The sequence below is a fragment of the Bradyrhizobium sp. USDA 4506 genome, assembly GCF_054058795.1.
Genome location: NZ_JBSSBM010000002.1, coordinates 341,255 through 354,978, shown reverse-complemented (window position 1 = coordinate 354,978; position 13,724 = coordinate 341,255). Strand labels below are relative to the sequence as shown.

Sequence of the window (13,724 nt, the reverse complement as noted above, 5' to 3'; positions counted from 1 at the left end):
TGTCTGCGCCGATAACGCACCCTCTCATGCATCGCAGGGCAACGCTGTCTCCCAGACATCGGCCACGCTGCGGAGGGCTTTTTTGTGCCCATTCCCTGCCCTTGGATAGATCGACGAACGCTTTCGCCGAGGCCTCGGGTCATGTCACGCTGGGCGACAGTTTTAGCGCAATCGGCGGCCTATCCCGACACTCCACACAAACAGGCTGAAGAGGAGACACCCGTGCGTTCGAGCAGACATCATTGAACCGAAAGCGCTTGAGCTGGCTGCGGCAACAATCCACGAGTCTGCCTTGCAGCGCGTAACCACTCCCATCCCAACGGCCGTAGCGGCGCTGCGGTTGGAAACCTTGCCCCGCATACGGGCTCAGAGGCTCGATCCAGAACCAGATACTCTCGCCGACGTTCTCCAAGATCCATTCTGACACGCAACCACTTGGCACAATAATCTCCGTCAATCACTGCTCAGCTATGAGGCATTGAGAAGTTCGAGATGGAGTTTCGGTCGTTCAGCTTATCGCGACGCAAAACCGTTTCGCGTTTGGAGATCACGCCCGATTGTCCGATTCGTACAAAGTTTGATGCTGCCGGTGAGCACGATCTATCAGCAAGACCATGCAGGCAGCGTGCTGGAGCGAATAGGTTAAGGCAGCCTTTAAGTCATCCGATCTCTGGCATCTACTGAGCCACAGTCAGAAGCGATCTTACTGCGATAGGCGATTGCGGATATCACGCCGGTCTGCGGCGCGGCTATGAGGCGTAAGGCGGCAAAAGCAGGAGATCACTGTCGATCAAGCGCGATCGAAGCATCTCATTTCACCGCCATGCCAGGATCTGAACGCGATATCGCGCCAGGAACATCCTTGTGATCCCTACCAAGATCAAATCATGGTAGATCGTCATGAGCTGATATGACCGATTCACCCAAAGCCCAGACGCGTAGTGCCGACGGCATCACGGCGCCGCTGCGGCACGCGACCTTCAGGCGCATCTGGCTTGCGAGCCTCCTGTCTAATGTCGGGAGCTTGATTCAAGGCGTCGGTGCAGCCTGGGCGATGACGCAGATGACGTCATCGGCTGACAAGGTGGCGTTGGTGCAGACCGCGCTGTTGCTGCCAGTAATGCTGATTTCGATACCAGCGGGCGCAATCGCTGATATGTACGATCGCCGCATCGTGGCACTGGTTTCGCTTGGCATCGCGCTCGGCGGCGCAACCGGCCTGACGGTGGCCGTCTGGCTTGGATTGGCCACACCGAACGTCTTGCTCGTACTCTGCTTTGTGGTCGGCAGCGGCATGGCACTTATGGGACCGGCGTGGCAATCATCCGTAAGCGAACAAGTGCCGTTGGAAGCACAGCTGCCTGCGGCCATCGCGCTGAACGGCATCAGCTACAATATTGCGCGGAGCGTAGGTCCGGCCATCGGCGGAGTCGTGGTGGCAACCGCAGGTGCAGTGGCCGCATTCGCGCTCAACACGTTGCTCTATCTGCCGCTGATCGTCGCGTTGTTCCTTTGGAAGCGCGTCAGCGCCCCCTCACGCCTGCCGCCTGAAAGATTGAGCCGCGCAATGGTGTCTGGCGTGCGCTACATCAGCAATTCGCCATCGATCAAGGTCGTATTGCTTCGTACCCTTGTAACCGGCGTCGGAGGCGGCGCGATTACTGCGCTGATGCCTCTGGTAGTGCGGGACGTGTTGCATGGCGACGCCCAGACCTACGGCATCATGCTCGGCGCCTTCGGCCTGGGTGCCGTGGTCGGCGCGCTGAACATCGCCGAGATCCGCAAACGAATGAGCGGCGAAGCCGCGATCCGCGCCTGCGCGTTGTCGATGGGCGCGGCGATGGCCGCGGTCGCACTCAGCCGCCAACCGGTGTTGACCGCGGCGGCACTGGTCCTGGCTGGAGCCGTGTGGATGATGACATGGGCGGTGTTCAACATCGGGGTGCAGCTGTCGGCGCCGCGCTGGGTGACCGGACGCTCGCTTGCAGCCTATCAAGCGGCGAGCTCAGGCGGGATCGCCGTCGGCAGCTGGGGTTGGGGCCATCTGACCGACGCGGCCGGCGTTGAAACCGCGTTGCTGGTGTCGGCCGCCCTGATGCTCGCCTCACCACTCATCGGCCGTTGGCTACCCATGCCCCGTGTCGGCGCGCGCGGCGAAGAGCCTGAGCTGCTCGCCGATCCCGAAGTACGGCTCGCCTTGACCGGACGCAGCGGGCCGCTCGTCGTCGAAATCGAATACCGAATTGCACAAGAGAATGCCCGAGCGTTTCACAACGTCATGCAAGACGTGCAACTGTCCCGCCAGCGCAACGGCGCCTATGGCTGGTCGATCGCGCGCGACATCGCCGATCCCGAACTCTGGACCGAGCGTTATCACTTTCCGACGTGGTTCGATTATTTGCGCTGGCGCAACCGCCCGACCCAGTCGGAACGAGCCCTGGAACGGCAGGCCATTCACTTTCATATCGGCCCTGCGCCGGTACGTGTCCGCCGCATGCTGGAGAGGCCATTCGGCTCGGTACGCTGGAAGGACGACACGCGCGAGGGCGCGAGGGTGGAAATGCGGCCCGAGATGGCAAACGCGGCAAACGCACGTAGCCGCCCCCTTAGGCCGATCAAGTAACCCGGTTTGCTGAAGCCCGGAGCCTTGGCGGACGGATGTGCTCGAATGCAGAAGGTCTGTTTCGGGCATAGTTCAAAGTGCGAGCAGCCCGCCAGCGAATCCGATCTCATGACCAAGGCCAGCCTCGCCGGCCGCGTCACTTGAGCACTTATGCACTTCTGACAGGCTTCGAACTCCATCCGCTCTTGTTATGCCGCGCTTCAACGAGTTACGACGCAATAACGCTGCAAAGATGCACCATCACGTAGAGAAAGCAGGAATAGTGCAATCAGAAGCGCCAAAAATTCAGCTTAGCGAACTGCCACTCTGTGTCTCCTTATAGGTGCAATCGAGGGCGATTCATGAGCAATCATAACCTGGTCTCCGGTAGTCTCCTCGCGCTGACCGCAACCAGCGTCGCGCTCCTCTGCTCGAGCCTGCTCCTCTTTGCCCTCATTTGAAACGGGCGCCGGTTGCCTTGTCGCGTCATGAAGGCTGACCCCGCCATCAAGTATCCGGAGTTCTACGAACTCTAAGGACCGACAAGGATTCTGACCTAGTCGCGGCTCGGCTGACGCCGAGAGCATCGCGATTCCCTCGGGCCAGCAGCCAGGACAGCGAAAACAGCTCTGCGCTCGCTTATGGCTGCCTCCGTCGATGTCGGTGAGACATGTTGATTGTTTTCAAATGGGGGACAATGTGAAGGATCGCCTCATCTCTCTCCCGTCCGGACCGCCCGCCTGTCGCGTACGCATTCCTGACACGGCGGGCTCTGTACGTTGCGGACCGAGCTATTACTTTCCTGGCTGCATGATTCCGCTAGTGTTCGTTCAACGTAGCCCCGCGCGTTGAACGAGCCGGCGGGCGATATGAGATGGGCAACGCGTTGCGAGAATGAGACGGGACGAACGTTTGTACGTAACGTTGCTCGTTGATATAGCTCTACCCTTGCGTATGACGCCCCGGCTCATCACTCTACTGGAACGGCATCGGAAAATGTCCTTGTACTACTTTCGGGCGATGAGGTGCCTGCCGATAGTTCCTCGAACCTTTATATGGTTCGGCGTGACGGACTGCTTCTCCACCGGCTCAGGGTGGCTGCTGCTCCATCATGGCAGTGCACTCGAAGGGGTTCGATGCGCGACCGTGACTTTATCTCCGGCTGCTTTTTAGGCGCTGGCCGTCGCCGGGCTCGCTTTACTTTGCTCGACTTACTCGCCGCTGCATTCACCTTTTGAGGACCATCCATGACATCACTCAAGCTGATCGGCTTTGCGTTTGGAGCACTGATTGCGCTGTCCACCGAGGCATTGGCAGAGGACATCACCATCGCCGTCGCTGGGCCGATAACTGGGGGCGAGTCCGCCTTCGGGCGGCAGATGAAGAACGGCGCCGAGATGGCGATGGAGCAGATCAACGCTTCCGGCGGCGTACTTGGCAAGAGGCTCGCCCTCGACATTGAGGACGATGCCTGCGATCCCAAGCAGGCGCGATCGGTCGCGGAGAAAATCGCTGCCGCCAAGATCCCATTCGTTGCCGGGCACTTTTGCTCTTCGTCGTCGATCCCGGCTTCGGAAGCCTATGCGGACGGCAACGTACTGCAGATCACGCCCGCCTCGACCAACCCTCTGTTCACCGAGCGCAAACTATGGAACGTGGCGCGCGTCTGCGGCCGCGACGACCAGCAGGGCCAGGTTGCTGCCGATTATATCGCCAAGCATTTCAAGGGCAAGAACATCGGCATTCTCAACGACAAGACCACCTATGGCAAGGGGCTTGCCGACGAAACGAAGAGGGCCCTCAACAAGGCCGGCGTCATCGAGAAGATTTACGAGTCCTATAACAAGGGCGACAAGGATTTCAATGCGATTGTCTCGCGCCTGAAGCGTGACAATATCGACCTCGTCTATCTCGGCGGCTATCACCAGGAAGCAGGTCTCATCCTGCGCCAGATGCGTGATCAGGGCCTGAAGACCGTACTGATGTCGGGTGACGCCTTGGCTGACAAGGAATTTGCCTCGATCACCGGCGCAGCTGGAGCGGGCACGCTCTTCACTTTCGGGCCAGACCCGCGGAAGAAGCCGGCGGCGACTGCCATCGTCAGCAAGTTCAGAGCCAGGAATATCGATCCCGAAGGGTACACCCTCTACACCTACGCTGCGGTGCAGGTCTGGACCCAGGCCGCTATCAAAGCCGGCACCACGGATCCGAGGAAGGTGATGGACGTTATCAAGGCGGGCTCCTGGGACACGGTGATTGGCAAACTGGAATACGATGCCAAGGGTGACATCAAGCAACTCGACTATGTCGTTTACAGGTGGGACGACAAGGGCGGCTATAGCGAGACCAACCCGAGCGCGTTTTGACGCATCCCAGGCCGACGCATCAAAGCTGGCGTGTCTCCCGGAGCGACGATCAATGCCGATCGATCGATTACTCCAGGGCAGCAAGCTACGGCCGGAAGAAATTAAATGTCTGAGGTTGGCCTATGCACGGACACTGCATTCGCTTTGCTTGGTTGATCGTGACGACCCTATCGCCGAAATCGTCGCAAAGAAGGTTATCGAGATCGGCGCAAGCGGGGTTAGCGATCCAGCAGAGATATCAAAGCTCGCTGTGGAGCAGCTTGGTATCCGTGGATCACCATCGACATAAAGCGAGCACCGCATGCAAACGCTGATCGTTGACCTTTACCCGATCGATGCACGGTCCGCTCTCCAGGTTCAACGCCTTCCACCAGGTTGGAGGCAATGGAGCTTGTTAGACCTGCCCTGACGCAGATCTATGAGCGGTCGACAAAATGAATCGACTGATCGAGAGCCTGCAGACCCAGATTTTTCCGTGCGATACGTATCACTCATGTCCATCGATCCACGAAGCGGCTCGACCGGAAATTACGCGGCCCCGCCCCATGAAGAACAAGGGCGGGGCCGCTCCCCTCCCCCGGGGGACGCCGCGCTGCGGATCATAATGGCTATTGTCTAATGTCCATCATCTGCGGATTGACCATTCGGTATACGGCCGAGCGCGTCAGTCGGATTGCGGCTTTCGGCCCTCTGCATTCTGGGTGACATTGCGCAAGACGAGTTCAGAAAGCTGCACGACGAGCTGTTTGAGACGGGCGATCTCCTGTCTGCAGCGCACCAGCTCACGCTCTTCATCTGTCGTTGTCGACAGTTCATAGCGGCTCCCAACCGCATGATTCATTTGACCCTCTATCCGACCAAATAACCGCGAACGACAGTTCAAGCACACCCTATTGCCCCGTAATTGTACGGGCGCATCGGCCTTTCTACGCCACTAAACACTGTACGCAGCGATCCAACTATCTCGCCGAGCGGATCAATGTGTTATCCGTGCTACAGATCGGTCCGTTTCGTACATACATAAACTCGCTGGCATGACGCGCCAGGACGTCGAGCTTTGTCCTCTTGGTGCCGAAACGAATAATCACTTCGGATTTCGATTGCCAGCCTGACTTGCACGTCACGCTGACGATGGAGCGCACCACCCCCGAAACCCATCCAGGCTGACGACGCGATCGCCGTTCCTGCTGAGAAGGTCTGCCGATCGCGTTTCAGGGGCTTCAGATCCGGACGCCCATTCGACGGCGTCCTTTCCACCCTCACTCATGATCGACCGCAAATTAGATGCATACTTGCGTAGCCCGATGAGCCGCCCGGCTCCGGAATTGCTTTTCTTGGATGCCGCCGAGACGCGATGCGCAAGGCGTCGTATCGAGCCGAGGTCGGCTACGCGCTCGTTAGCCTTGACGCTCGGTTGGAGGGTACCGCAGCCCGGCGGTCCACGCGATCGCGCGCTACGCTTCGTCGTTCTGCAGAAGTAAGCGGCTTATCGTCGAGTTTTACGGGATAGCCAGAAGGTCGTCGTCCGGTACGTTTGTCGCTATCCCGCATCCCCCAGGACATCGCGTAGAGCTCGAATAGGAGAGAAGAGACGTTGAACATCAAGGGGAACCGTGCAGAATGGATCGCGATCTCTGCAGGATCGGCACGAGCATCATTGCACTTATGCCCCACTCCTACCTCAGGGATATCCTCGCAAAGTCCGCTGCGCTCACCCATGCGTTTTGGCGCGAGACGTTGATTCACACAGCGATCTATCGCGAATTGATCGAAAATCTTGGCTCCCGGGAAGCGCTGCCCCGGCTTGCTCATCTTCTTTGCGAGATCGCCGCGCGGCTTGATCTCGTCGGGCTTTTGGACAATGGTCGCTTCCATGTTCCATTCACGCAGCAAGACATCGCCGATGCATGCGGACTTTCGAAGGTGCACGTGAATCGGACAATCCAGGAGCTTAGGCGCAGGAAGCTAACTGAATGGAACGGACATGCTGTTGACCTTCTTCAGCGAGATCGGCTCGAGTCGCTTGCAGAATTCCGCCCCTCCTACCTGATGCGCTGAATTGCTTCGGCCGTTGCTGCCTGCACAGCTTTGTCTAAACATCTCAGGCGGCGTTCGCCATTCGACAGGCAAGACCGAGCGCCGGTTGAATTGGCTTTGAGGCGAATGCATTGCTCGTGGGCGAAGTCCAGGGCAACTCGCCCGCCCGGCCAGCGCCCCCGCCGCGATCTTGCCGCAGCGCACGGGTGTCGTCGATCGGATTTCGAGGAGCGCCCAGCAAGCTCCAGAAAATCCGTCGTCCTCAATCGCTGAGGAGCTCGCGGCCACAGAAGAGTGATTTCCGTGTTGCCCGCACAGCTCAGGCGTTTGGCTGTGATGTGCCCGCCGAATGAGCCGCGCCCCGCAACTCCCCGGCAAGGATGCTCAGATCAGGCACCAAACCTGTCGCGCCCGGACCAATCTGTCCGGTGTTGGTAAAATGATCATCGCGCATTTGAGATCGTCGACGCCGACCGTGTCATTCGGCTGGCTAACAAGACGCTCAAATGGTGCGCTGAAGGTTCTCGGCCGGCAATCAGAAAACACGTCAGCTTCTGGAAAGGCCAACAGGCATGAGCTCACATGGAAAACATGCGCGCAACGACGCCTGGATCGCGGTGCGGTGCACGAACTTCAAAAAAAGCGAATGCAACACGTACGTCCCCCCCTCTCGGACCACTTAGCTGCTTATGAAAGTCGGTCAGCTTGAAATTGTATGCGGGTCAGCTCAAAGAGCTTGAATCGCACGCGGCGTCACGTTGTACCATCTCAGAGCAGCTAACGAGGATACCCGAGCTGCCATGATGAGACGATGACGCCGATGCGGTCGGTATGTGTACAGCAGAGAACAGTGCCACTGTTCCAATCATCGTCTATGAGATTACGCAAAGGAGCACAATCGACACCAGATTTGTCTGACATTGATCCTTTCGCTGTTTGAATTTGCGGTAAAAGCCTTGCCGCAAATACCGCCGACAGTCCTCCCTCTGTCGACGGAAGTTGGCGCGATGCTTAGCAGCCTCGCTCCCCCAGACTGACTCACGCCCGGCCATCGATCAGGCCGGGCCTTTTTTTGTCGTCCATGAAGGGCGCAGCTTAAGTCGCTCTAGCCAGCATCTGATGATTGCGTAGGGTTGTGAAAGAATTGAATTTCTGGTGGGTCCATCAGACTGGCTGAGTCTCTCGCGATCAAACCGCGTACAATTCGTACAATGATAAACTAGAGTAGTGACCGATCGACGCACTCTAGCGAGTGCGGTCTCAAAATACTCCCCGCATGACGTCTCGAAGCGGAACTTGCGAGCGCCTTCTCGATCACGAAAGTATATGTTTGGTATCCGCATCGGAAGCACAGGTGGGTGAATTTGCTGTGAGACCTCTTAAATCTATCAAGAATTGCATTCCGGAAAAGCCGCTTGCTCATATTCATGCCGTTGATGGCCTTGAAGGGCTTGAATCGCACGCGGCGTCACATTGTACGATCTCACGGCGATGATCCTTGGCAAACGAGCGAAGCCAAACCGGATAATCCGGGGCGATCGCATGGATCAGCCGCGCGTTCAACTCGCGATGAGACTTGTTTGATGGCACCTCCTCTCTAATGAATACGGCGCGATTGCGCATCGGCGATATTTCTTGCCAGAAGATAGGAAAATGACGGCCGATATTGTTGATGTATGCGTAATCGGGAGTGGCGCCAGCGGCTGGACGGTCGCTCACGAGATCGCGCAACGCGGATTGCGAGTACTCCTTCTTGAGGAAGGTCGAACACTTCCTCCCGGCGCTTCGCTGGCGAGCGTCCAAAATGGCATGGATAGCGCCTTGGTACAGTCTGCGGCAGGGACGTTGACGCCGTTCGGGCGTCCGTGGACCGTCTGCGCGCTCGGCGGCGGAATGACTTTATATGCCGGAATAGCCTTCCGCTGTCGCGCCATCGATTTTGACGCACGAGCGCATGTGGCCGGGGACGCGCTCGACCCGAGCTGGCCGATCGACTACACCGAACTACGCCCATTCTATGAAGAGTTGGAACGGCGCGTGGGAGTGGCCCGCCTGGCCGGAGCGGACCCGATCGAGCCGCCGAGCGATCCTCCCGTTCTGCCACCGCACCAGTACAGCGTGCAGGGCCAGTTGATTGCCGATGCCGGGGCACGCCTGGGCCGGCTGCCGTTCCCCACTCCATTGGCAATCAACTCGGTCCCATATCGCGGCCGGCCAGCCTGTCGCTGCGAGGGACCATGCAACGAACATCTGTGCCCGAGCGGCGCGAGGGCCGACGCACGCTCGCCGTTCACGGGTATCGCCCTGCCCCCGGACGCGCTGACGATTGCACCCGGCAGCAAGGCTGTCCGCATCGATCTCGGCAGCGTCAGTCGAGCCGACTCGGTGGAATGGGTGGACACTCTCAACCGACAACGCGCTCGGGTCCGCGCCCGCTGCGTGGTACTCGCGGGCAACGCAGTGCAGTCTGCCGCCCTGCTCCTACGGTCGGCGCAGCCGGCGGCGCCCAACGGCATCGGCAACGCATCTGGCATAGTCGGCAGTGGCATCTCGTTTAAGATCAGCGGCTACGTGTCCGGTAGGACCACAATAAATCCGCCGATCGCGTCCCAGCCCGGCCGCCCCTTCTCCACTGTCGCGGTGTCCGATCACTACCTGGACGACGAGGCGCCTTCGGGGCTCGGCGGAATGATCTACGAAGCAAGTCCGCCTGAACGCACGGATTCCGACGGAGGGATAAGGCTACGGCTGCATTTTTTGGCGGCCGATCAGCCCATGCGCAACAATACGGTCCGGCTGGCCACCAGCCGGGACGGGCTGGGTTTGCCCAAGATCATTCTCGATTACCGGACCCATCCCCTCGACAAGCGCCGACTAGGCTACTTGTCCCGGCATGCGTCGAACTTGCTGGCCGAGGCTGGGGTAAAACAAGTCGATTACCAAGATTCCAACTATCAGTTCGGCAGCGGCCACCTGCATGGCGGCTGTCGGGCGGGACTCGATCCGACACAATCGGTGGTCGACCGCTGGGGCCGCGTGCATGACATCGACAATCTCTATGTCGCGGATGGCGGCTTCTTCCCCTATGCCGGAGGCGTCAACCCGACCTTCACCATTCAGGCGAACGCACTGCGGATCGCTCGAAGAATAGTCACGCAGCTGACGTAACGAGCGCAACGGAGACGGGTTTTGTCGATTAGCACGCCTGCTGCCGCCGTGACCGCGACCGACGGGCATGGATCGGCACTGCGACGCGCCCTGCGCGTCACCGCCTCGCAGAAGTGGGATCTCAACAGGCGTTTTCCGGTCGTGATGACGCGCGCGTCAGGCGCGCATGCATGGGACAGCAATGGAAAGCAATACGTCGATTTCACTTCCTGTAGTGGTGCCGCGCCGCTCGGAGCCGGATACGAGCCGGTCGTCGCGCACGCAGCCACCGAGATGCGCCGTACCGGCGGCATATTGCCCGGACCGCTGTCCGTGCAGCGGGTCGAACTGGCCGAACGGTTGGCGGAGATCTTTCCCGTCGCGGAGCGCTCGATGTTCTTCCGCACCGGGTCGTGTGCAACCACCGCCGCCGTCCGCCTTGCCCGCGCATTCACAGGGCTGAACCACGTGCTTACCAGCGGATATCATGGCTGGCACGATTGGCAGTTGCAGGACAGACCGGAGATGGGGCTACCCAATCGGGACCGGGACAGCGTGGATTTCCGCTACAACCTGGACTTGCTCGACGAACTGGCAAGTGTCCAGCGTGTCGCCGCGGTGATCATCACCCCCGAGGTCAACTTCTTCCCGCCCGAATACCATCAGGAACTACAGAGGTTGGTGCATCGGCACGGCGCCTTGCTCATCCTTGACGAGGTGATGACCGGATTCCGCTACGGCATTGGCGGCTACCACATGGCGGTCGGCCTCACGCCCGATTTGATCACGCTAAGCAAGGGACTGGCCAATGGAATGGCTCTGTCCGCTGTCGCGGGTCGCGCGGACGTGCTCGCGGCCGCCGAGAAGACATACATGGGCAACACCTACCAGCGAGAGGTTACGCCGTTCGCGGCCGCACTTAGCACCCTGCGCGCGCTGCGCGACGGGACCTTGCTGGCTCGGATGCGCGAGGTCGGCGTGCAACTGATCAACGGGCTCAACGAGGTCTTCGCCAGACAGCAGGTCGCGGCATGGGCGTTCGCCTGGCCGACTATGTTCGATGTCGTATTTGCCAACGCCGAACTTGGCCACGCCTTCTTCCAGGAGATGTGGGCGCGGGGTTTTCTCATGCAGTATGGCGGCCGCTTCATGCCATCGGCGGCGGTATCCGACGCCGATGTGCAGGCGGCCATCGAAGCTGCTGGAGAGGCCCTGCCGGCGGCGCTGTCCCGCATGGAGAGCACCGGTGGCGACCCGGATCCAGTCGCAGCCGCTGTACGGTTCGCCAGGGATCATTTCGTGGCCACTCCGGGGGCCGTTCGGCGCTGGTTCACCGCACCCGTCTGCGGATGAGCGCGCGTTTTCCAACAGAGAACACGGCCATGCCGCTGCCTACATTTTCCACGTCTCCGGTGCTGCTCGGCGGCGAGAACCGCTCGGGCACCACATTGCTAAGCATCGTGCTGGATTCGCATCTGGATCTGGTAGCCGGGCCAGAGATCGACTTCCTCGAACCGCCCGATCTCGGTCCGCACATCCTGCGCGCGATCGACCTGCTGGCGGCCGGCGATTCCCGGGTCGCGGGCATGACCAAAACCACGGTCGATCCGTTCTGGTATGACGGGGCGCATTTTGTGGTCCAGTGCCGCCGGTTCGGCCTCGACTTCGATGATATACGTGGGTTGGTCAGCAAGGTGATGGTCGAGATGGGCGAGGACATTGTTTCGTTCGCCGCCCGATGCCGCCTTATCAACGAGATCGGCGAGTTGCGCCGAGCACGTAGCGGGGCCCAGCGCTGGGGCTTGAAACTGCAGCGCAAGATCACCCGGACCGACGACTTCGCCCGGCTGTGGCCGCGCGCACATTTCGTGCATATCGTGCGGGACGGCCGCGACGTTGCGGCCTCCCATTTGAAAACCGTTCCTGATTGGGGGTACCGAACTGTTGCCGACGTCGCGCGCGGTTGGCTTGAAGTGGTATCTCGGCCGCATCGAATCGCGCCGCCTGGCCGTTATCTCGAGGTGCGTTACGAGGATCTTGTAAGCAGTCCCCGTCCCACTCTGGCCCGAATCCTGGATCACCTCGGCTTGCCTTGGGACGAGGCCGTGCTGCGTCACGCCGAATACGAGCACGTATTGTTCGAACAACCGCACGGCCATCCGGCGGCCGAGGCTGCGGGAAAGCCGCTGCACCGAGGCAGCATCGGTCGATACGTCCGAGATCTGACGCGAGCCGAGATCGAGGAGTTCGAGCAGATCGCCGAAAGTGAGCTGAGCCGACTGGGGTATCTGTCGGTTCCCAGCCTGCCTGGCGACGCGTGAGCCGCCCGCGCTGTTCCGCCACGCCTGGCGGACTGCCGCGAAGCTATCTTGCGCTTCTCGTCGGCCAGACCATTTCGCTGCTGGGCTCCAATGTAACCTTGCTAGCGCTGCCGCTCACCGCAATCACGTTGCTGGATGCGGGTCCAGCGCAAACGGGGCTGCTGCTGGCCTGCGGTCGGGCGCCGTACCTGGTGGTCAGTCTGTTCGCCGGGGTCATCGTGGACCGCCTCCCGCATCGACGGATCCTTTTGACCGCCAATCTGGTGATGGCGGCAACGCTGGCCACAATTCCCTTGTCCGCCAGCCTGGGACACCTTGGACTGGTTCAGTTGTACACGACAAGCATGCTGGTTGGGGTCGCCGCAGTGATCGCTGACGTGGCTTATCTGGCGTGCATACCCACCGTCCTAGACCGATCACAGCTGGTTCGGGCGCAGAGTTCATTGGAGCTCAGCCAAGCGGGCGCGATGGCGGTAGGTCCGTTCCTAGCCGGTTGGCTCATCAACGAATTCTCAGCCCCGACCGCAATACTGGCGGATTCGGTTTCGTTTCTGCTCGCCGCCGCGTTGCTGTCTCTGGTGCCCATGCGTAACGCTGGGTGCTCAGGGGCCGAGTCGAGCGCGGTGCTCGGCCAAGTGGCCGAGGGGCTGGCGAGCGTGTTCGGCAATCCGATTCTGAGGGCAGTCACGTTGGCCAGCGGCACATTCATCTTTTGGCACAACGCGTATTCTGCGGCGTTTCTGCTGCATCTGACCAAGGATCTTGGATTTGAGAGCCGGGTCGTCGGCATGGTGCTCGGCATCGGCGCGCTTGGCGGTGTGGTCGGCGCGGCTAGTTCACCGCGGGCGGGTCGGGCAATCGGCCTCGGCCCAACTTTAATGATCGGTTTGGCGGTGAGCGCCGGCGGAATGAGCTTGACGGCCCTGCTCACCCAACCCTGGTGGGCCGCAGTGGCATGCGTGACGCTCTCCCAGTTCATGCTGTGGATCGGCCAAGGGATCTACAACGTGCAGCAGGTTCCGATTCGATATGCGTTGGTCCCGCAGCACTTACAAGGCCGCGTCAATGCGAGCATCCGCAGCGTGGTGTGGGGACTGGCCTCATTGGGTGCGCTGGTCGGCGGCGCGGCCGCTGCTGCAACGAGCCTGCGTACCACGTTGCTCGCGAGCAGCGTGCTTGGCACGGCCTCGATAGTGTGGATTTGGCGGTCGCCGCTGCGCCAGGCGCGCAGCTTGCGTCTGTGACCGCGAC

Annotated in this window: 9 protein-coding genes; 8 read left to right on the top strand and 1 reads right to left on the bottom strand. The window is 60.4% G+C overall.

What is annotated here, in order from left to right; all coding sequences use genetic code 11:
* Positions 1 to 910: 910 nt before the first annotated feature.
* The 3 genes from ACVIHF_RS04080 to ACVIHF_RS04070 all read left to right on the top strand — a co-directional run bounded on the left by ACVIHF_RS04080 (position 911) and on the right by ACVIHF_RS04070 (position 5,257).
* A complete protein-coding gene (locus ACVIHF_RS04080; protein ID WP_456791719.1) occupies positions 911 to 2,623 on the top strand; it encodes an MFS transporter in 1,713 nt (570 codons plus the stop codon).
* Between the two features lie 1,226 nt (positions 2,624 to 3,849).
* Positions 3,850 to 4,968, top strand: coding sequence for a branched-chain amino acid ABC transporter substrate-binding protein (locus ACVIHF_RS04075; RefSeq protein ID WP_310885097.1), 1,119 nt, complete (start codon positions 3,850 to 3,852; stop codon positions 4,966 to 4,968).
* 52 nt (positions 4,969 to 5,020) lie between these two features.
* Positions 5,021 to 5,257: a hypothetical protein gene (locus ACVIHF_RS04070; protein WP_456791718.1), complete on the top strand. Its 237-nt coding sequence runs from the start codon at positions 5,021 to 5,023 to the stop codon at positions 5,255 to 5,257.
* A 375-nt stretch (positions 5,258 to 5,632) separates the two neighbouring features.
* Here the strand turns inward: ACVIHF_RS04070 and ACVIHF_RS04065 are convergent, their stop codons facing one another.
* On the bottom strand, positions 5,633 to 5,809 hold the full coding sequence (locus tag ACVIHF_RS04065; protein ID WP_310883045.1) for a hypothetical protein: 177 nt from the start codon (positions 5,807 to 5,809) through the stop codon (positions 5,633 to 5,635).
* Between the two features lie 779 nt (positions 5,810 to 6,588).
* On the opposite strand from ACVIHF_RS04065, the gene ACVIHF_RS04060 reads away from it, so the two are divergent.
* The 5 genes from ACVIHF_RS04060 (at position 6,589) to ACVIHF_RS04040 (ending at position 13,717) form a co-directional block, all read left to right on the top strand.
* Positions 6,589 to 7,026: a Crp/Fnr family transcriptional regulator gene (locus tag ACVIHF_RS04060; RefSeq protein ID WP_456791717.1), complete on the top strand. Its 438-nt coding sequence runs from the start codon at positions 6,589 to 6,591 to the stop codon at positions 7,024 to 7,026.
* Positions 7,027 to 8,658: 1,632 nt separating this feature from the next.
* The gene (locus ACVIHF_RS04055) at positions 8,659 to 10,173 is read left to right on the top strand and encodes an FAD-dependent oxidoreductase (protein WP_456791715.1); all 1,515 of its coding nucleotides are present in this window, start codon (positions 8,659 to 8,661) and stop codon (positions 10,171 to 10,173) included.
* 21 nt (positions 10,174 to 10,194) lie between these two features.
* Positions 10,195 to 11,505: an aminotransferase class III-fold pyridoxal phosphate-dependent enzyme gene (locus ACVIHF_RS04050; RefSeq protein WP_456791714.1), complete on the top strand. Its 1,311-nt coding sequence runs from the start codon at positions 10,195 to 10,197 to the stop codon at positions 11,503 to 11,505.
* Positions 11,506 to 11,534: 29 nt separating this feature from the next.
* Positions 11,535 to 12,473, top strand: coding sequence for a sulfotransferase family protein (locus ACVIHF_RS04045; RefSeq protein WP_456791713.1), 939 nt, complete (start codon positions 11,535 to 11,537; stop codon positions 12,471 to 12,473).
* Positions 12,470 to 13,717, top strand: a complete 1,248-nt coding sequence (locus ACVIHF_RS04040; protein WP_456791712.1) for an MFS transporter — start codon at positions 12,470 to 12,472, stop codon at positions 13,715 to 13,717. The genes ACVIHF_RS04045 and ACVIHF_RS04040 overlap by 4 nt, the downstream gene beginning before the upstream one ends.
* The last annotated feature ends 7 nt before the right edge of the window (positions 13,718 to 13,724 follow it).